The following is a 20,165-nucleotide window of genomic DNA, read 5'->3' on the forward strand; positions in this document are numbered from 1 at the left end:
TTGCTTAGCCGACAGGGACATCCGTCATGAACCGCCGACTGGATAACGAACGCATCATCCGTGCTCCCCGCGGCACCGACATCAGCGCCAAGAGCTGGCTGACGGAAGCACCGCTGCGCATGCTGATGAACAATCTGGACCCTGATGTCGCCGAGCGCCCGAGCGAGCTCGTGGTCTATGGCGGCATCGGCCGTGCGGCGCGCGACTGGGAGAGCTTTGACCGCATTGCCGCGTCCTTGCGCAAGCTCGAAGGCGACCAGACGCTGCTGGTGCAATCCGGCAAGCCGGTCGGCATTTTCCGGACCCATGCCGACGCGCCGCGCGTCCTGATCGCGAATTCCAACCTGGTGCCGCATTGGGCGACGCTCGACCATTTCAACGAGCTCGACCGGCAGGGCCTGATGATGTTCGGCCAGATGACGGCAGGCTCATGGATCTATATCGGCAGCCAGGGCATCGTGCAGGGGACCTATGAGACGTTCGTCGAGGTCGGCCGCCGGCATTATGGCGGCAGTCTCGCCGGCAAATGGATCCTGACGGCAGGTCTCGGCGGCATGGGCGGCGCCCAGCCACTGGCCGCGACCATGGCCGGTGCCTCGATGCTCGCGGTCGAATGCCAGCCGAGCCGCATCGAGATGCGGCTACGCACGGGTTATCTCGACCGCCAGGCGACGACGCTCGATGAAGCGCTGACGATCATTGCCGAAGCGGCCAAGACCCATAGGCCGGTGTCGGTCGGCCTGCTCGGTAATGCAGCCGAGATCTTTCCCGAGCTGGTGCGCCGCGGCGTGCGGCCCGACATCGTCACCGACCAGACCAGCGCGCATGATCCGATCAACGGCTATTTGCCCAAGGGGTGGACGCTCGCCGAATGGGAGTCGCGGCGCGCGGCCGAGCCGAAGGCCGTTGAGACGGCAGCCAAGACCTCGATGGTCGATCACGTCCAGGCCATGCTGGATTTCCACGCGCAGGGAATCCCGACGCTCGATTACGGCAACAACATCCGGCAGATGGCCAAGGACATGGGCCTGAAGCAGGCGTTCGACTTTCCGGGCTTCGTTCCGGCCTATATCCGCCCGCTGTTTTGTCGCGGCGTGGGACCGTTCCGCTGGGCGGCGCTGTCGGGCGATCCCGAGGACATCTTCAGGACCGATGCCAAGGTCAAGGAGCTGATGCCCAACGACAGCCATCTGCACAACTGGCTCGACATGGCCAAGGCGCGCATCAAGTTTCAGGGGCTGCCGGCGCGAATTTGCTGGGTCGGGCTCGGCGACCGCCATCGGCTTGGCCTTGCCTTCAACGAGATGGTGGCTCGCGGCGAGCTCAAGGCGCCGATCGTGATTGGGCGCGATCATCTCGACAGCGGCTCGGTGGCGAGCCCGAACCGCGAGACCGAGGCGATGCGCGACGGCTCCGACGCGGTGTCCGACTGGCCGCTGCTCAATGCTTTGCTCAACTGCGCGAGCGGCGCCACCTGGGTGTCGCTGCATCACGGTGGCGGCGTCGGCATCGGCTATTCGCAGCACGCCGGCATGGTGATCGTCGCCGACGGCACGCCGGAGGCGGCGCGCCGGCTCGAGCGTGTGCTGTGGAACGACCCGGCGACGGGCGTCATGCGCCACGCCGACGCCGGCTATGACACGGCGATCGAGTGCGCCCGCGCCAACGGGCTCGATCTGCCCAGCCTGCGCTGAGGGGACTCCTGATCGGGAGTTGTTCGCGGGTTCAGCGGCATCTCCCGATCGGGCGCAGGTTAACGAGCAATCTCGTCGCAGCTCTCAACCTTCCGGTTGATGTACGCGACGTGACCGGCCGGACATGCCTTGATACGGGAAATCGGTGGTGCAGCTACCGGAGATAGGTGGCCCGTGGAGCGCTGCACCTGTGATCCGTCGCGGGTGACACATTAGTCTGCCTGCTTTCGCGTCAGCTTCGCTGACAGGATGAGCGGCCGGGGTCCTTGTCTCGCGGCAGATGGCATGCAATCTTCCGCAGCCGGCAATGCTGTTCGAGAGCAACAAGAACAATAATCCCTCTCGTCCCTCCAATTCTGTCGAGGGCCTGATCATGTCGAACCTTACCCAAACGACATCCGCTCCTTGGCGGATAGGAGTGCTGTTCTCGCGAACCGGCTTCATGTCGGTCATCGAGGAGACCCAGTATCAGGGCACGCAACTCGCGATCGAAGAGGTGAATGAAGCGGGCGGCGTCTGCGGCCGCGAGCTGGTTCCCGTTGCCTATGACCCCGGATCGGACTCGGCCGCCTATGGCCATTACGCCAAGCGGCTGATGATCGAGGATCAGGTCAGCACGATCTTCGGCTGCTACACCTCGTCGAGCCGCAAGGCGGTGCTGCCGGTGGTCGAACGCCTGAACGGTCTGCTCTGGTATCCGACGCTTTACGAAGGGTTCGAGGCGTCGCCCAACGTCATCTACACCGGCGCCTCGCCCAACCAGAACAGCCTCGCGCTGTGCCGCTATTTGATGGATACGTTCGGAACACGGTTCTATTTCGTGGGGTCGGACTACATCTATCCGCGCGAGTCCAACCGGGTGATGCGGGAGCTGCTCAAGAGCAATGGCGGCTCGGTCGTTGGCGAGCGCTATGTCAATGTCTATGCGCGCTGGCAGGATTTTGTGCCGATCATCCAGGATATCAAGCGTGTCAGGCCCGACGTGATCTTCTCGACCGTCGTTGGCGAGGGCACGGTGTTCCTCTATCAGGCCTATGCCAATGTCGGGCTCGATCCAAGACAGGTGCCGATCGCCAGCCTGACCACGACGGAAGCCGAAATCGCCGCCATGGGCTTCGACGTCGGCGAGGGACATGTCACGGCGGCATCGTACTTCCAGGGCGTCGAGGGTAGCGCCAACAATGCGTTTGTGCAGCGCTTCAAGAAGCGGTTCGGCGCCGATATCTCGACCAACATGTGCGCCGAGGCGTCGTACTTCCAGCTGCATCTGTTTGCCAAAGCGCTTGAGCAGGTCAATTCGCTCGACACTGAAGTGCTCCGCTCGATGGTGTTCGGCACCAGCTTTGATGCACCGCAAGGTGCGGTCACCGTCAACCCGATGTCGGGTCATACCGACCTCTGGACCCGCATCGGGCGCGCCAACCGCCAAGGGCAGTTCGATGTCGTCAGCCAGTCGAAGGAGCCGGTGCATGCGGATCCGTTCCTGATCGGATATGGTCGTGCAACGCAAACAGGAACCGTCCAATGAACGAAATGTCGCGTAAGCCGTCGCTGAGCCGAGACGTCGGCGGACGCAAGACCATGGTTCAGGAACTTGCCGATCTGTCGGCGGTGGTGGTCGCGCCGGTCGACGATCAGGTCGGCATGTTGCTGCGCGAGTTGCAGCGGTTCCGGATGCGGGTGCGGCAGGTCTGGCCGATGCCGGAGAGCGTGCCGGCCGATGCCGACGTAGTGTACTGCGAATATTCTCCTGACCTGGCGCGGCGCCTGCCGTGGATTCCCGGCGATGCGCGCTCGGCGCTGGTTGTGATCCTGCCGGCGACGGAAACCGTTCACGCCGATGCGCTGTGTCATGCGACGCCGAACGCCGTTCTGCCGCGGCCGTTCACGCAGAATGCAGTGCTGTCCAGCCTCGTGCTGGCGCGCAGTCAATTTGGTTATGAACGGCGGCTTCGCAGCAAGATCGAGAAGCTCGACGACAATCTGCGCTCGATGCGCACGGTGGAGCGCGCCAAGGCGATCCTGATGGCGACGCGGCAGATGCCGGAAACCGAGGCCTATGGCTTCATCAGACGACAGGCGATGGATCGTCGCGTGTCGGCAAGTGCAGTCGCCGCGGCGATTGTTGACTCGTTCGAACTGCTTGGCTACGATCATCAACAGTAAGCCCCAATAGCGGGGCCGGCGGCGACAGCGCCGCTTTCGACACAACCGGCAACAAAGCCCTCCCAATGCTCGCGTAAGCGCGCATCGGGAGGGCTTTTTTGTTTTTTCAGTCCTGAAGGGAGCTAGGGATGAGCATTTCACGGCGGACTTTGCTGAGGAATACCGCGGCGCTTGGCGCGTTTGCCGGCGCCGGACTGCCGCACATCTGGATCAAGAACGCCGACCTCGCTTACGCCGCCGGCGGCGAGATCAAGGTCGGCGTGCTGTTCTCGCTGACCGGAACGACCGCGATCATCGAGGAATCGCTCAACAAGGCGACGCTGCTCGCCATCGAGGAGATCAACGCCGCAGGCGGCATCAAGGGCAGCAAGATCGTGCCGATCGTCGAGGACCCCGCGTCCGATCCGGCGACCTTCTCGGAGAAGGCCCGCAAGCTCGTCGTCGGCGACAAATGCGTCAGTGTGTTCGGCTCCTACACCTCGGCGAGCCGCAAGGCGGTGCTCCCGGTGTTCGAGCGGCAGAACAATCTCTATTGGTATCCGACGCTCTATGAAGGCCGCGAGTGCTCGAAGAACGTCATCTACACCGGCGCGGTGCCGAACCAGCAGCAGGACGAGTTCGTGCCCTGGCTGGTCAAGAAGTTCGGCAAGAAGTTCTACCTGATCGGCTCCAACTACATCTATCCGAAGGAAGAGAACAACTACTGCAAGAAGCTGCTTGAGAAACTCGGCGGCGAGGTTGTGGCGGAAGAATATGTGCCGCTCGGCCATTCCGAATTCTCTTCCGTCATCAACAAGATCCGCGCGACGCAGCCGAACGTGATCTTCTCCACCGTGGTCGGCGATTCCGTGGTCGCGCTGCATCGTCAGTACAAGGCGGCCGGCCTCGATCCCGAGAAGATGCCGATGGCGAGCCTGACGACCTCCGAGAACGAAGTCGCTGCGATGGGCGGCGAGGCGGCCGCCGGTCACTTCACCTCGGCGCCTTACTTCATGGTGCACAAGTCGCCGGAGAACGAGAAGTTCGTCGAGGCCTACAAGAAGCGCTGGGGCGCCGACAAGGTGACGCATTTCGTGTCGGAGGCCTGCTACTTCCAGACCTACCTGTTCAAGCAGGCGGTCGAGAAGCTCGCGACCAGCGACCTCACACCGCCGAATATCCGCGACGCGGTCAAGGGCCAGGAAGTGATTGCACCGCAGGGCAAGGTCCGGATCGAGCCGGAGAACCTGCACACCTGGCTGTGGCCCAAGATCGCGCAGGCGAAGTCGAACGGACAGTTCGAGATTCTGGTCGAGGCCAAGGAGTGGCTGAAGCCGGTGCCTTACGCGGCCTATCCCGGGCAGTCATGCACCGAGAAGGGCCTGGTCGAGAAGAGCTGACGACGGGGGCTGACGAAGGCCGTCGGCGTGCGGCGCCGGCGGCCAGCGTCCCGAACGAATGCGGCCTCTCGCACGAACGGGTGCGAGGGGCAGGGCGCACAAAACGAACATCGAAAGCGGATCCCGACGTGGACCAATTCATCGAACAAATCGTCACCGGCCTCAGCATCGGATCTATCCTGCTGCTGGTCGCGCTGGGCCTGTCGATCATCTACGGCTCGATGGGCATCATCAATCTCGCCCATGGCGAGTTCGTGATGCTCGGCGCCTACGCGGCCTGGGTGTTCCATACTTATCTGGGGCTCGGCCTGCTGGCGAGCCTGGTGCCGATCTTCCTCGTGGTCGCCGCGTTCGGCTGGGTCATCGAGCGTTATGTCCTGAGCCTGCTCAACAACCGACCGCTGGACACGATTCTTGCGACCTGGGGCGTCGGCATCATGCTGCAGCAGGCGGTGCGGCTGATGGTCGGCAGCGAACTGCGCTACGTGCAGCTGCCGCCGGCGCTGTCAGACAGCATGGACGTGTTCGGCATCTCGGTATCGTCCTATCGGGTGTTCCTGTTCGTGGTGTCGATCGCACTGTTCGTCGCGACCTGGTTGCTGATGAACCGCACCACGGTCGGAATGAAGTTGCGCGCGATCATCCAGGACCGTTCCGTCGCCGCCTCGTTCGGCATCAACGCGAAACGGGTCTATGCGCTGACTTTCGCCTATGGCGCGGGACTGGCCGGACTGGCCGGCGCGCTGGTGTCGCCGCTCAAGAGCGTGTCGCCCGATATGGGCACCGGCTATGTGGTCGATGCCTTCATGGTGGTCGTGCTCGGCGGCGTGCAGAGCCTCGCCGGCACCGTGGCGAGCGCCTTCATCCTCGGCGAGCTCTCCGGCGGCATTGCGTTCCTGCAGAACGACACGGTGGCCAAGGCGATCGTGCTGCTCGCCATCGTCGTGCTCATCCGTTTCCGCCCCGAGGGGCTTTTCACCGCACGCGTGCGGGCCTGAGACAGATCGCTCATCTATGCCGTCGCATGTTCCTAACTCCAGCGGATTGCAGCGCCTGATCGCGCAGCTTGCGCCTCTGCTGATCGTCTGCGCCGTGGTGTTCGCGCTGCCGGTGCTGCTCAACAATGACTTCCTGCTCAACAAGGTCGCGCGTTATCTGGTGCTGGGAATCCTCACGGTGTCGCTCGGGCTGTCTTGGGGATTCGGCGGCATCCTGAACCTCGGCCAGGCGATGAGCTTCGGGCTCGGCTCCTACGCCATGGCAATGGCGCTCAAGCTCAAGACCGTGCCGGTGCATACGGGGGCGAGCGGACTGCCGGACTTCATGGTCTGGAACAATGTCCAGCATTTGCCGTGGTTCTGGGAGCCGTTCCGCTCGCTGACTTTCGCGATCGCCGCGGGCCTGATCGTGCCGGCGCTGGTCGCTGCGGCGCTCGGCTGGTTCATGTTCCGGGGGCGCGTCACCGGCGTCTATGTCTCGATCATCACGCTCGCCACCATGGTGGTGATCAATCTCGTGATCATCGACCAGCAGAGCTACACCGGCGGCTTCAACGGCATCACCGATCTCGCCCAGCTCGAGATCTTCGGCGTCGCGTTCGATGCCTATGGCCGCGCAACCTACTATCTCGTCGCCAGCTGTGTCCTGCTCAGCCTGCTTGTCGCCTTTGCCTTCACAAGGACCAAGGCCGGCCTGATCGTGCAGGCGATCCGAGACCATGAGAGTAGGGTGCGCTACTTCGGCTACGACGTCGCGCTCTACCAGATCTTCGTGTTCGCGCTGTCGGCGGCGATCGCGGGCCTTGCCGGCATGCTCTACACGGTGGTGATGGAGTTTGCCTCGCCGACCTTCCTCGGCGTGCAGCTCTCTCTTTCGGTGGTGGTGTGGTGCGCGGTCGGCGGCCGGCAGAGCCTGGTCGGTGCGTTCCTTGGCGCGGTGCTGGTGGCGGGCATGCAGGGCGCGCTGTCGGAATCAGCGGCGTTCCTGGAAACCTGGACGCTGGTGATGGGCGCGCTGTTCGTGCTCGTGGTGCTGTTCCTGCCGAAGGGGCTCGCCGGCCTTGCGCAGGTCGTGCTGCGCTGGATCGTGCAGCGCCGCCATGCGGCCGCGGGCGGGGTGGCGCAAGGCGTCGGCCAGACGGAGGGCAGCACATGAGCTCCCATCTCGATCTCCGCGACGTCTCGGTCAGCTTCAACGGCTTTAAGGCGCTCAATGCTCTCAACATGAGCGTGCGCAAGGGCGAGCTGCGCTGCCTGATCGGGCCGAACGGCGCAGGCAAGACCACGGCGCTGGACATCATCTGCGGCAAGGTGAAGCCGAGCGCGGGCACGGTGAGCTTCGATGGCACTGCGCTACAGGATCTCGAGGAATACGAAATCGCTCGCGCCGGCGTTGGCCGCAAGTTCCAGGTGCCGAGCGTATTCCGCGAGCTCTCGGTCTCCGAGAACCTTGAAGTGGCGCGAGCCCGCCGCACCTCCGTGCTTGGCAATTTGCGCTGGAATATCGGCAACTCAGGGCGCGAGCATGTCGAGCGTCTGGCCGAACTGGTCGGGCTCACCGAGCAGCTCGAGCGGCCGGCCGCCTATCTGTCGCACGGTCAGACCCAGTGGCTGGAGATCGGCATGCTGGTCGCCCAGGACGCCGAGCTGATCCTGATGGACGAGCCCACCGCCGGCATGACGGCACAGGAAACCCGCAAGACCGCCGAACTGTTCGCGCGGCTGAAGGGCAAGCACACGCTGATCGTTGTCGAGCACGACATGGGCTTCGTCAAGGCGATCGGCGACATCATCTCGGTGATGCATATGGGCCAGATGCTGGCCGAGGGCACCGCGGCGGAAGTGGAGGCACATCCGGAAGTGCGCCGCGCCTATCTCGGATCGGGAGGCATCAGCCATGCTTGAGCTGACCGACGTCGACGCCTTCTACGGCAACAGCCGCGCCCTGCAGGGCATCAACCTGACGGTTGGCAATGGCGAATTCCTCTCGGTGCTCGGCCGCAACGGCGTCGGCAAGACCACGCTGATGCGCAGCATCCTCGGCCTGATGGACCGGTGCACCGGACGGCTGTCGCTCGACGGTGCCGACATCTCGCCGCTGCGGACCTATCAGCGCGCCAAGGCCGGTATTGCCTATGTGCCGCAGGGCCGCGGGATCTTGCCGAAGTTCACTGTGCGGGAAAACCTGACGCTCGGGACCTTTGCCGCGAAATCGGCCAACGGCATCGAGGAGTGGGTGCTCGAGCTGTTCCCGGTCCTCAAGGACTTTCTCAATCGCTATGGCGGCAACCTCTCCGGCGGCCAGCAGCAGCAGCTTGCGATCGCGCGTGCGCTGCTGGCCAAGCCCAAGGTCATCCTGCTGGACGAGCCGACCGAGGGTATCCAGCCAAACATCGTCGAGCAGATCGAGGACGTGATCGTCAGCCTCAATCGCGAGCGCGGCATCACGGTCGTGCTGGTCGAACAGAATGTCGCGTTCGCGCGGCGTGCGTCTCATCGCTTCGCGTTGCTCGAAAAGGGACGCGTCGTCGCCAAGGGCGCGATCGGTGAGCTCACCGATGATCTCATCCAGCTGCACATGGCCGTGTAGCGGGAATTATCGCTCAGGAAAGGGAGTCGAGACATGTTGCATGGAGACATATCGAGCAGCAAGGACACGGTCGGCGTTGCCGTGGTCAATTACAAGATGCCGCGCCTGCACACCAAGGCCGAGGTGCTGGATAACGCGCGCAACATCGCCAAGATGGTCGAGGGCATGAAGCTCGGCCTGCCGGGCATGGATCTCGTGATCTTCCCGGAATACTCGACCCACGGCATCATGTACGACTCCAAGGAGATGTACGAGACGGCGTCGTCGGTACCGGGCGAGGAAACCCGCATCTTCGCGGACGCCTGCCGCAAGGCCAAGGTCTGGGGTGTGTTCTCGCTGACCGGCGAGCGCCACGAGGAGCATCCCAACAAGGCGCCGTACAACACGCTGATCCTGATGAACGACAAGGGCGAGATCGTCCAAAAGTATCGCAAGATCATGCCGTGGGTGCCGATCGAGGGCTGGTATCCCGGCGATTGCACCTACGTCTCGGACGGGCCGAAGGGACTGAAGATCAGCCTGATCATCTGCGACGACGGCAACTATCCGGAGATCTGGCGTGACTGCGCAATGCGCGGCGCCGAGCTGATCGTGCGCTGCCAAGGCTACATGTATCCGGCCAAGGAGCAGCAGATCCAGATCTCGAAGTCGATGGCCTGGGCCAACAACTGCTACGTCGCGGTCGCCAACGCCTCCGGCTTCGACGGCGTCTATTCCTACTTCGGCCATTCCGCGCTCATCGGCTTCGACGGAAGGACGCTCGGCGAGTGCGGCACCGAGGAGAACGGCATCCAGTACGCGCAGCTCTCGGTGTCGCTGATCCGTGACGCCCGCCGCAACATGCAGTCGCAGAACCATCTCTTCAAGCTGATGCACCGCGGCTATACCGGCCTGATCAACTCCGGCGACGGCGATCGCGGTCACGCGGTCTGCCCCTACACCTTCTACAAGAACTGGATCACCGACCCCGAGGGGACCCGGGAAATGGTCGAGGCGATGACCCGTCCGACCGTCGGAACCGACGAATGCCCGATCGAGGGCATTCCGAACCAGAAAGTCGCACATCGTTGAGTGACATCGACGATCGGCGCCGGCGCGATGTTTCGCGCCGGCGTGGTTCGATGCAACGGCGGACACTTCCTCGCGGAGGAAACAGGGGGGACATCATGAGCGGTCAATCGAATAGCGGGCTGGTTCATCAGACCGAAGGGCAGATCGACGACCTTCTCGGCCATGAATTCGAGCACGAGCCGGTGCCGATGAGCGCCCGGCGCAGCGCCTTCTCGGTCACGATGGTGTGGCTGGGCTTTCCGATGATCATCACCGGCGCGATGACCGGATCGCTGCTGGTGCTGGGCATGGGGTTCAAGAATGCGCTGGTGGCGATGATCGTCGGCAACCTGATCATGTTCGCCTATGTGGGCGCGCTCGGCCTGATCGGCACCAGGCGAGGCATGAACTTCGCGCTGATCGCCAGCATCGTGTTCGGAAAGAAGGGCTACGTGCTGGCGTCGGGCCTGCTGTCGACCCTGCTGCTCGGCTGGTATGCGGTGCAGACTGGCATCACCGGCGCGCTGATCTCCTCGACCTACGGCCTCAATTATGTGGCGATGACCATCGTTGCCGGCGTGCTCTATATCGGGATTACCTTCGTCGGCGTGAAGGGATTGCACTGGATCGGGCTGGCGTCGGTGCCGCTGTTTGTCGTGCTCGGTCTCTGGGTCGCGGCTGATGCCGCCTCGACCACGACGTCGGCGGCGATCTTCGGCTATGCCGGCAACAACGGCGTCGCCAGCATGTCGATGGGCGTCGGCCTCACGGTGGTGCTCGCGCTGTTCATCGACGCCGGCACGGTGACGGCGGACTTCAACCGCTGGGCGCCGAGCGCGCGGGCCTCGCTGTTCGCCACGTTCAGCGCGTTTCCGTTCGCCAATCTGGTGGCGATGCTGGTCGGCGGCGTGATGACGGCGGCGCTCGCCGTGCCGAACGCAAATCCGTTCGGTGTCGACAACATGTTCGGCTACATGAACGGCAAGCAGCTGACCTGGCTCAGCATCCTCGCGTTCATCTTCCTCTATGCCAATCTCGGATCTGTCTGCTCGCATTGCCTGTACAACGCGGCCACCGGCTGGTCGCGCATCCTCGGGACCAATATGCGGCTGATGGCGGTGGTGCTCGGTGCGCTTGGCATCCTGGTCGCTGCCGGCAATGTCTGGGCGTTCTTCATCCAGTGGCTGTCGCTGCTCGGCATCCTGGTGCCGCCGATCGGTGCGATCATCCTGGTCGATCAGTATCTGCTGCGGGCCGAGGCGCGCGCGGACGTCGACTGGCGTGCGAAGCCGTTCATCGCCTGGGGCATCGGGTCGCTGTTTGCCTTTGGGGTTGAAAACCTGATGCCGGGACTGTCCACTGCGATCTTCGCCGCGGTGGTCGCAGGCATCGTGTATGGGGCGATCGCACGGGTGGAGTCTCCGACCGAAAAGGTGGCGCGTCCCGCGTAAGCGATCAGCTCGATCAAGCAAGAAGGGTACATCAATGAGCGTCGACTATCAGATCCATGATCTCGGCAATTTGACCTTGCAGCGCGGCGCGACCATTCGCGACTGCAAGCTCGCCTACAAGACCTATGGCCAGCTCAACGCGGCCAAGGACAACGTGATCGTCTATCCGACCTGGTACTCCGGCCAGCACTACGACAATGAATGGCTGATCGGACCGGGCAGGGCGCTCGACCCGGCAAAGTACTTCATCATCATCCCGAACATGCTCGGCAACGGGCTGTCGTCGTCGCCGAGCAACACGCCGGAACCGTATAACGGACCGCGCTTCCCGCAGGTGACGGCCTATGACAATGTCCGCGCCCAGCACCGGCTGGTGACCGAGAAATTCGGCATCAAGCACATCCGTCTGGTGGTCGGCTGGTCGATGGGCGCGTTGCAGACGTTCCATTGGGGCGCGCTCTATCCGGATATGATTGATCTGTTGGCGCCGTTCTGCGGCTCGGCGAAATGCTCGCGCCACAACTTCGTGTTCCTCGAGGGCGTCAAGGCGGCACTCACCGCGGATGCTGCGTGGAAGGAGGGCTGGTACACCGACAAGCCGGCCCGCGGCCTGCGCGCCGCCGCGCGTGTCTATGCCGGCTGGGGCTTTTCGCAGGCCTTCTATCGCGAGCAGCTCGACATCAAGACGCTGGGCTATTCGTCGCTGGAGGATTTCCTGGTGGCGTTCTGGGAAGGCTTCTTCCTGCCGAAGGATCCCAACAACCTGCTGACCATGCTGTGGACCTGGCAGCACGGCGACATCAGCGACAACGAAATCTACAACGGCGACTTCAAGGCCGCGCTGAGAGCGATCAAGGCCAAGGCCTATGTCATGCCGGGTCAGACCGATCTCTATTTCCCGCCGGAGGACAGCGCGTTCGAGGTCGAGCACATGCCGAACGCCAAGCTCGTGCCGGTGCCGTCGATCTGGGGCCACTTCGCCGGCGGGCCGGGGACCAATCCGGTCGATGTCGCCTTCATCGACGGCAAGCTCAAGGAGCTGCTCGCATCGTGATATCGACCGGTTGCGAACGGCGGCCTGCGCGATCATGGGAGGCGTGAGCTTGTCCAATCCCGCTTTGCTGCTCGACCAGTACCGCATCCGGGAGGAGCCGTATTACCGGCCGCTCAAGGATGAGGTCGAACTGTTCGGTGCAGCCTATGCCAACCGCATGCCGGTGATGCTGAAAGGCCCCACCGGCTGCGGCAAGACCCGCTTCATCGAATATATGGCGTGGCGGCTCGGCCGCCCGCTGATCACGGTAGCCTGCCACGAGGACATGACGGCGGCGGATCTGGTGGGGCGCTGGTTGCTCGATGCAGAGGGCACGGTGTGGAGTGACGGGCCGCTCACGACCGCCGTGCGTCTTGGCGCGATCTGTTACCTCGACGAGATCGTCGAGGCGCGCCAGGACACGACGGTCGTGATCCATCCCTTGACCGACGATCGTCGTGTGCTGCCGCTGGAAAAGCGTGGTGAATTGATCCACGCCCATTCCGACTTCCAGCTCGTGATCTCCTACAATCCGGGCTACCAGAGCGCGATCAAGGACCTCAAGGAATCCACCAAGCAGCGCTTCGCGGCGCTGGATTTCGGCTATCCTGATCGGCCGGCCGAAACCGAGGTGGTGTCGCGCGAAGCCGGCATCGAGCCGAACCTCGCCGATCTCCTGGTGAAGATCGCCCAGCACAGCCGCAACCTGAAGGGCCAGGGGCTCGACGAAGGCGCCTCGACCCGGATGCTGGTCAATGCCGGCCGCCTGATCGGATGCGGCATCAGCCTCGAAAAGGCCTGCGAGACCACGATCGTCGTTCCCTTGACCGATGATGCGGACACCAGGAACACGTTGCGCGACGTGATCTCGGCCTGTGGGTAAGCGGAAGCTTGCAGGTGGCGGTCGCGCAAATCAGTTCGCTCGATAGTTTCCGGTCCGGACGTCGGCTTGCGGCCCTCTTGCGCGGCCATGACGATGTAGCTGCGGCCGTGCAGGCGGCGCGCGCCGCTCTGCAGCGAACGGGTTGGTTCGATGATCTGGCGCTCTGGGACGAGGCCGTGCACGCCTTGTTCGAGGCCAATCTCGGTCAAGCCGTGGTGCAGGGCTTTCTGCGTCTATCGGAGCAATGGCCGGCGCAGCGATCGGCCGATGATCTGATCGCGATCGGCCGCGCGGTCCGGGACATCGGCCGCAGTGCCGGAAGCCGCGTCGCCCATGCGTTGCTGACCGAATTGTCCAAGCTGCTGCCGCGGCTTGCGGGTGCAGGAGAAGTCACCGCGGTCCTCGTCGCGCTCGACCAACTCGCCGCCACTGGGCCGGAATCGGCGAGCCTCGCGATCGGCCGGCTGGAGCAGTTTCTGGCGCATGCCGGCGGCGAGGAGTTTGCGGCGTGGGTTTCCGCCGGCTTGCGTGCGAGTGGCGGTCGCGCATCGCGCCGCCGCGCCTATTTCGCGCTCGACGATCAGCTTTCGGCGCAACTGTTCGCAGCCGGCCGAAGCGGGGATGATTTCGCGCGGCTGGAAAAGCGCCTCGCTGCAACCACGATTGCGTTGTGGAACAGAAAGCCGCGTTTCCGCAAACTTGCCGTTGCACCGACGCCGGTGCCGCGGCGGACCTCGCTCGCCGCCGGGCTCATCGGTCTGCCGCAGACCTTTCCCGGCTTCGAAGGCGAGGCAGCGGACGCCGTCTATCTCGCGGCGGTCGCGCATGCCGGCGCGCATCTGGTGCATTCCACCGCCCGCTTTCCGGTGGGGCGACTGAAGGCGCTGCAGATCGCGCTGGTCTCGCTGATCGAGGATGCCCGGGTCGAGACGCTGGCGCTCCGCGAGATGCCCGGGCTGCGCCGGCTGTGGTTGCCATTCCACAGCGCGACGCCGGCCGGCCAGGCAACCGCAGCCGGACTGATGATGCGGCTGGCGCGGGCGCTGATCGATCCCGATTATCAGGATCCGGATGCGTGGGTGACCAAGGGACAACAGCTGTTTGCCGCGGCCGCCGGCCGCTGGAGCGATCCCGCCATCAGCCGCGAGATCGGTGGTTTGCTCGGTAACGACATCGGGCAGATGCGGCTGCAGTTCAACGCCAAGAGCTACGTCGTCGAACCCGCCTATCGCGACGACAATCTGGCGCTGTGGGATTTCGGCGACCAGCCGGACAGTCCGGCCGAGACGATCGAACTTGCCGTCGATTCCGTGCGGATCGAGCGGCGCGACGATGCGGGTGCTCAATCGACCGACGACAACGCCAGGCCGGACGAGACGTTGCGCGCGAAGGCCAGCGCGGTCACGCTGCTGGACGGGTTTCCAGTCGCGACCTACCCGGAATGGGACTATGCGGCGCGTACCGAGCGGCCGGACTGGACCACGATCCTGGAGGCCGATGCCGCCGTTTCCGCGCAGCCCTTCGATCCCTCGACGGACGCCGAGGCGATGCGCTGGATCACGGAGTTGACCCGCGACGCGTCGATCGGCCGCCGTATCAGACACAAGGGCCAGCGCGACGGCGACGCGCTCGACATTGATGCGGCGATCGCCCTGACGATCGAGCGGCGCACCGGCAATATCAGCGAGCCCAGGGTCTACCAGCGCGATGCGCCCGGACCGCGCGATCTCGCCATCCTGCTGCTCTTGGACCTGTCGCAATCGACCGCCGATCGTGACCGCCGCGGCCGGACGGTCCTCGACGTCGAACGCAAGGCGGCGGCGATCATGGCGGCCGCGGTCGAGGCCGCCAATGATGCGATTGCGGTGCATGGTTTCAGCTCCGACGGCCGCGAGCGGGTGCGCTATCTGCGCATCAAGGGCTTTGCGGAGCCGATGGACGCCGTGGTTCGTGCGCGTCTTGCGGGCCTAGGCAGCAGCCATTCCACCCGGCTGGGCGCGGCATTGCGCCATGCCGGGGGCTTCCTCGCCGAACGACGCGCGTTCCGGAAGGTGTTGCTGGTTCTGACCGACGGCGAGCCGTCCGACATCGACGTCCCGGATGCGCAATATCTCGTTGAGGACGCGCGCCGTGCCGCCCAGCAGCTGCGGCGGCGCGGCACCGATATCTTTGCCTTTGGCATCGGCGAGCACAGATTTCCCCAGCTCGATCGGATTTTCGGCGAGCGCTATGCGTTCCGCGTGCCGCGCATCGAGGTGTTGCCGCAACGGGTGATGCAGCTCTACGCGGAACTGAAGAAATAGGCGCAGGAGCTAGCCCGTTGCCCGGGGCAAGGAGCCCTTTGCGGTGATCTCCGCCGAGAGTTCCTCGATCGTCTTGCGCTGCTCCATGGCGGCGCGGCGGATCAGCGCAAAGGCAGCCGGCTCGGCTAGCGCATGGGTGTGCATGACCTGAAGGACCGCGGCGAGCACGACGCGGCGGGATCGCAGCCGCTGCTCCAGCTTGAGCACCTGCTGCTTCAGCTCGCTGGTGCGCTCGCTGCGTTCGAAAGCCAGGACGAGCGCGGCATAGATTCCGGCCGAGCGCAGCGGCTTCACCAGAAACGACGCCGGATCGAGGTCGAGCACCAGCTTCAGACGGCTCGGCGTCTCGGTGCCGAGCAGGGCGATGACCGGGCTTCGTCCAAGCGACGCCCGCTGTGCCGGCGAGGTGAGCGGCAGGAACTCGTCATCGATCAGCGTCACGTCGGGACGGCAGTCGATATTGGTGCCGGGCTCCCATGTGACGATCTCGATCCCGAGGCGCTCGAACTGCCGCCTGACGATCGAGGCATCGCGTTCATCCTTGATGGCGACGAGCGCCTTGCGCCCGCGCAGTGAAAATGAAGACGGTTTGCTCATTTCACAACCCGCAAATGCGGCGCATTCGGCAACGTTCCATCCCTTGCCGGGCTGGCGGCGATGTCGAGCTGCGTCAGATAAGGATCCGGTCTGACCGGCGCTTCAGCTTCCCAGAAGATGTCAAACTGTCCTTCGGCGTTCGAGACGGCCAGCCGCGGCGTCAGGACGCAGTGGTTGTTGCTGCCGTCGATCCAGACCGGACCTTGCGGCGAATTGTAGCGATGGCCGGCCGCGGCGCGCCGCACCTCGCCGATATCGGATGTGCCGGCGCGCTGCAGCGCGCGGGCCAGCAGATAGACCGCGACATAGGCGGATTGCCCGTCGACCGACGGGCTGCTGTGTTCGCCGTGGCGCGCCTTCCAGCGCGCCACGAAGGCCCGGTTCTCGGGCAGGCGAATGCTTTCGAAATAGGCCGACGAGGTGATGCATCCGGCCGACGCGGGACCCGCGATCTTGAGCTCGGGCTCGCACAGGCTGCAGCTCAGCATCGGGATGTCGAGGCCGGCCGCGGCGGTCGCCGCATGAAAGGCGCGGATGAAGTCGTAGCTCGAACTGCCGACCAGCGTGTTGAAGACGACCGGCGGCCGGCGCCGCACGATCTCGTCCACGATGTGCGTGACCGCGCTTTCACCGAGTTCGAGCAGGCGTTCGGCGAGAATGCGTCCTTTGGCCGCCGTCACCAGCTCGCGGGTGACGCGATTGGTTTCCCAGGTCCAGACATAGTTGGAGCCGACACAGAAGATTTCGCGCGACAGATTGTCGAGCACGTAACGCACCAGCGGCAGCACGTTGTGATTGGGTGAGGCGCCGACATAGATGACGTTGTCGGAGCATTCGAACCCCTCGTAGCGTGCCGGATACCAGAGCAGGCGGTCGGTGCGCTCGACGATCGGCAGCACCTGCTTGCGCGAGGCCGAGGTGTAGCAGCCGATGATGTGCTCGACGCCGACGTTGCGAATGAGGTCGTCGCAAACCGTATGGTACTCCGAGATGATTCCGCGGGGATCGCGGACATGCGCAGATATCGCGAAGTCGAACTCGTCCTGATTGTTGATTTCGTCGACCGCCATCATGGCGCTCTTCAGGATCTCGCGTCCCATGGCCTGATAGGGCCCGTGCTGCGAGCAGATGATGCCAACTGGAATGGAGGGCTTGGTCATTGAGTACTTTCGGCGACGCGACGCATCAAGGAAATCATCTTGGCAGAGGTCGGGGCAAGGGGTCATGCCGATTTGCTGCGCATGCACCTCGCGAAATTTGTGCAGCCAGCCTCGTTGACAACGCGCTGCACACCTCCTTAGAATTTTCTCCTACAGGGCTTCCTGTCGAACCTTGCGTGCGTCGATTTGGCCGATGACGTCCCGATCGCCGCGCAGAGTGCTCCGTTCGACCCCGGACCCATGCGATAGTTCATAGCCGCGGCATTTGGGCCATTCGTCACCTTCGTTTCGGAGGGGCGGGTGGCTTTTTGCTTTTGCCGCTAAACAAATTGGCGACACGTCCGTGCCGCCAAGCCGGAGGCGCATGCGCGGTGATGGGCAGTGCCTGCGCTTGCGTCATGTCAAGTGCGGGGATGAGAAACGATGCCGACGACGGATCTTCACTATCTCGGGCTCATTGAGATCGGGCAGCAAATCCAGGCCAAAAAGCTCTCGCCGGTCGAGGTGACCAAGGCGATGCTCGGGCGGATCGAGCAGCTCGACGGCAAGCTCAAGAGCTACGCTTATGTGATGGGCGAGGCGGCGCTGGCCGAAGCGGCGGCAGCCGAGAAGGACATCGCGTCCGGCAAGATCAAGGGACCGCTCCACGGCGTGCCGATCGCCGTCAAGGATTTGTGCTGGGCGAAGGGCGCTCCGGCCGCGCACGGCATGACCATCCACCGGGATTTCCGGCCGAGCGAGGATGCCACAGTCGTCGCGCGGCTGAAGGATGCCGGCGCTGTTATCCTCGGCAAGCTGCAGCAGACCGAGGGCGCCTATGCCGACCACCACCCGAAGATCGATCCGCCGAAGAATCCGTGGAATGCGGATTTGTGGTCGGGTGCATCGTCGAGCGGTTCCGGCGTCGCCACCGCCGCGGGGCTTTGCTTCGGTTCGCTAGGCACCGATACGGGCGGCTCGATCCGCTTTCCATCGGCCGCCAACGGCATCACCGGGCTGAAGCCGACCTGGGGACGCGTGAGCCGTTATGGCGCTTTCGAACTCGCGGCGACGCTCGATCACATCGGGCCGATGGCGCGTAGCGCGGCCGATTGCGGCGCGATCCTCGCCGTGATTGCGGGTCAGGATCCCAAGGACACGACCTCCGTGCCGCTGCCCGTGCCGAACTATCTCGCCGGCCTGTCCGGCGATTTGCGCGGCGTGACGATCGGGGTCGATCGGCGCTGGACCAGCGAGGGCACCGACGAGGCCGCCGGCAAGGTGCTCAGCGAAGGGCTGCGAGTTGCCGCCGATCTGGGCGCGAAGATCAAGGACATCACGTTCCCCGATCCCAAGGCCGTCATCGAGGACTGGTTCCCCTTGTGCGGCATCGAAGTGGCGGTCGCGCACGAAGAGACCTATCCCGCGCGCAAGGACGAATATGGTCCCGCGCTCGCCGGCCTGCTCGATCTCGGCCGGGCGCAATCCGGCATGAACTATCAGAAGATCGTGCTGCGGCGCGAAGCATTCCGCGGCGCGGTGCGGCTGTTGTTCGAGACGGTCGATCTGATTGCCGTTCCGGCCCAGGCATTCGCCGCGCCGACATTAGCCAAGATGGCAGCGCTGGGTGAGGATCCGTCGCTGATTACCGGGCTGCTGCGCTTCACCTGTCCGTTCGACATGACCGGCAGCCCGACCGTGACGCTTCCCGGCGGCTTCGCGCCGAACGGCGGGCCCGTCGCCTTCCAGTTCGTCGGCCGACACTTCGACGAAGCAAGCCTCGTTCGCGCGGGCGATGCCTTCCAGCGCGTCACCGACTGGCACAAGCGCCATCCCGCGATCTGAATCGAGGAGCCGTTCGCATGACCGAAGACTGGTTGAAGAGTTCCATCATGGCCAAGCGCGCCCTTGCCAAGGGCGCGACCGGCACGACCCATAGCCTGACGATCGAGCAGCAGGGCGGCTTCCATTACGTCTATGGGCCCTATGCCAAGCCGACCCTGTCGATCGACCCGGGCGGGGTTGTCGTTGTCGAAACCGAAGACGCCTTCGGCGGCGTGCTCACCAGCGAAAGCGACAGCCCTACGGCGAAGCTGAACTTCCCTTATCTGAACCCGCAATGCGGGCCGATCGCGGTCAAGGGCGCCAAGAAGGGCGATTGCCTCGCCGTCTATATCCGCGACGTCGAGACCCGCGGCGCGCAGCCGGCCGGAACGACCTGCATCATTCCGGAGTTCGGCGGTCTGGTCGGAACCGCGTCCACGGCATTGCTCAATCCGCCGCTGCCCGAGCGCGTCAAGAAGCTGCATGTCGACCGTAACGGCGTGCGCTGGAGCGACAAGATCACGCTGCCCTATGAGCCGTTTATCGGCACGATCGGCGTCTCGCCCGAGATCGAGGCGATTTCCTCGCTGCAGCCGGATTATCACGGCGGCAACATGGACCTGCCCGACGTCGCACCGGGCGCGATTATCTATCTGCCGGTGCATGCCGAAGGCGGGCTGCTCTATGTCGGCGACTGCCACGCCACGCAGGGCGATGGCGAGCTCTCGGGCGTCGCGCTCGAGCAGCGTGCGACAGTCACTTTGCAGATCGATCTGATCAAGAACTGGAGCTTCGCCTGGCCGCGGCTGGAGACGCGCGACTTCATCATGACGATCGGCAGCGCGCGTCCGCTCGAGGACGCCGCGCGCATCGCCTATCGCGAGCTCGTGCGCTGGATGAGCGCCGATTACGGCTTCGACGAAATCGACGCCTATATGTTGCTCAGCCAGGCCGGCCGCATGCGGCTCGGCAACATGGTCGATCCCAAATACACGATGGGGGCGTCGATCCTGAAGAATTACCTCAAGGCGTGACTTCAAACATCCTTCAACGACAGA

17 protein-coding genes are annotated in these 20,165 nt (G+C 64.2%); 15 read left to right on the forward strand and 2 right to left on the reverse strand.

Features of this window, described 5'->3' with window-relative positions; translation table 11 throughout:
• Positions 1-26 precede the first annotated feature (26 nt).
• From hutU to IF803_RS01475, 13 genes are all read left to right on the forward strand, one after another.
• Positions 27-1,694: a urocanate hydratase gene (gene hutU, locus IF803_RS01415; protein ID WP_461191007.1), complete on the forward strand. Its 1,668-nt coding sequence runs from the start codon at positions 27-29 to the stop codon at positions 1,692-1,694.
• A gap of 373 nt (positions 1,695-2,067) precedes the next feature.
• Positions 2,068-3,222, forward strand: a complete 1,155-nt coding sequence (locus IF803_RS01420; RefSeq protein ID WP_035634392.1) for a transporter substrate-binding domain-containing protein — start codon at positions 2,068-2,070, stop codon at positions 3,220-3,222.
• Between the two features lie 83 nt (positions 3,223-3,305).
• Positions 3,306-3,860 carry an ANTAR domain-containing response regulator gene (locus IF803_RS01425; RefSeq protein WP_229157895.1) on the forward strand — a complete coding sequence of 185 codons (555 nt, stop codon included), beginning with the start codon at positions 3,306-3,308 and terminating at the stop codon, positions 3,858-3,860.
• 128 nt (positions 3,861-3,988) lie between these two features.
• Positions 3,989-5,239 carry a transporter substrate-binding domain-containing protein gene (locus IF803_RS01430; protein ID WP_035634274.1) on the forward strand — a complete coding sequence of 417 codons (1,251 nt, stop codon included), beginning with the start codon at positions 3,989-3,991 and terminating at the stop codon, positions 5,237-5,239.
• 128 nt (positions 5,240-5,367) lie between these two features.
• Positions 5,368-6,237: an urea ABC transporter permease subunit UrtB gene (gene urtB / locus IF803_RS01435; protein ID WP_028345137.1), complete on the forward strand. Its 870-nt coding sequence runs from the start codon at positions 5,368-5,370 to the stop codon at positions 6,235-6,237.
• 16 nt (positions 6,238-6,253) lie between these two features.
• On the forward strand, positions 6,254-7,393 hold the full coding sequence (gene urtC, locus IF803_RS01440) for an urea ABC transporter permease subunit UrtC (RefSeq protein ID WP_304499565.1): 1,140 nt from the start codon (positions 6,254-6,256) through the stop codon (positions 7,391-7,393).
• The gene (urtD, locus tag IF803_RS01445) at positions 7,390-8,142 is read left to right on the forward strand and encodes an urea ABC transporter ATP-binding protein UrtD (RefSeq protein WP_304499566.1); all 753 of its coding nucleotides are present in this window, start codon (positions 7,390-7,392) and stop codon (positions 8,140-8,142) included. Before urtC ends, urtD begins: the two co-directional genes overlap by 4 nt.
• A complete protein-coding gene (urtE, locus tag IF803_RS01450; RefSeq protein WP_028345134.1) occupies positions 8,135-8,827 on the forward strand; it encodes an urea ABC transporter ATP-binding subunit UrtE in 693 nt (230 codons plus the stop codon). Before urtD ends, urtE begins: the two co-directional genes overlap by 8 nt.
• Positions 8,828-8,860: 33 nt before the next feature.
• Entirely contained in the window at positions 8,861-9,898 is a 1,038-nt protein-coding gene (locus IF803_RS01455; RefSeq protein WP_028331418.1) for an aliphatic amidase, read from the forward strand.
• A gap of 95 nt (positions 9,899-9,993) precedes the next feature.
• On the forward strand, positions 9,994-11,328 hold the full coding sequence (locus tag IF803_RS01460; RefSeq protein WP_461191008.1) for a purine-cytosine permease family protein: 1,335 nt from the start codon (positions 9,994-9,996) through the stop codon (positions 11,326-11,328).
• Between the two features lie 34 nt (positions 11,329-11,362).
• The gene (locus IF803_RS01465; protein WP_461191009.1) at positions 11,363-12,382 is read left to right on the forward strand and encodes an alpha/beta fold hydrolase; all 1,020 of its coding nucleotides are present in this window, start codon (positions 11,363-11,365) and stop codon (positions 12,380-12,382) included.
• 34 nt (positions 12,383-12,416) lie between these two features.
• The gene (locus tag IF803_RS01470) at positions 12,417-13,244 is read left to right on the forward strand and encodes a CbbQ/NirQ/NorQ/GpvN family protein (protein WP_051002629.1); all 828 of its coding nucleotides are present in this window, start codon (positions 12,417-12,419) and stop codon (positions 13,242-13,244) included.
• A gap of 14 nt (positions 13,245-13,258) precedes the next feature.
• Positions 13,259-15,547, forward strand: coding sequence for a nitric oxide reductase activation protein NorD (locus tag IF803_RS01475; protein ID WP_461191010.1), 2,289 nt, complete (start codon positions 13,259-13,261; stop codon positions 15,545-15,547).
• A gap of 9 nt (positions 15,548-15,556) precedes the next feature.
• On the opposite strand, the gene IF803_RS01480 is transcribed toward IF803_RS01475, so the two are convergent.
• Positions 15,557-16,144, reverse strand: coding sequence for an ANTAR domain-containing response regulator (locus IF803_RS01480; RefSeq protein WP_304499571.1), 588 nt, complete (start codon positions 16,142-16,144; stop codon positions 15,557-15,559).
• Positions 16,141-17,304: a transporter substrate-binding domain-containing protein gene (locus IF803_RS01485; RefSeq protein WP_028345130.1), complete on the reverse strand. Its 1,164-nt coding sequence runs from the start codon at positions 17,302-17,304 to the stop codon at positions 16,141-16,143. Before IF803_RS01485 ends, IF803_RS01480 begins: the two co-directional genes overlap by 4 nt.
• 423 nt (positions 17,305-17,727) lie before the next feature.
• Between IF803_RS01485 and IF803_RS01490 the strand changes: the two genes are divergently transcribed.
• Complete coding sequence (locus IF803_RS01490) at positions 17,728-19,128, forward strand: amidase (protein ID WP_461191011.1); 1,401 nt, start codon at positions 17,728-17,730, stop codon at positions 19,126-19,128.
• Between the two features lie 17 nt (positions 19,129-19,145).
• Positions 19,146-20,141 carry an acetamidase/formamidase family protein gene (locus IF803_RS01495; protein WP_461191012.1) on the forward strand — a complete coding sequence of 332 codons (996 nt, stop codon included), beginning with the start codon at positions 19,146-19,148 and terminating at the stop codon, positions 20,139-20,141.
• Positions 20,142-20,165: the final 24 nt, after the last annotated feature.

The sequence above is a fragment of the Bradyrhizobium sp. UFLA06-06 genome (genome assembly GCF_054820065.1).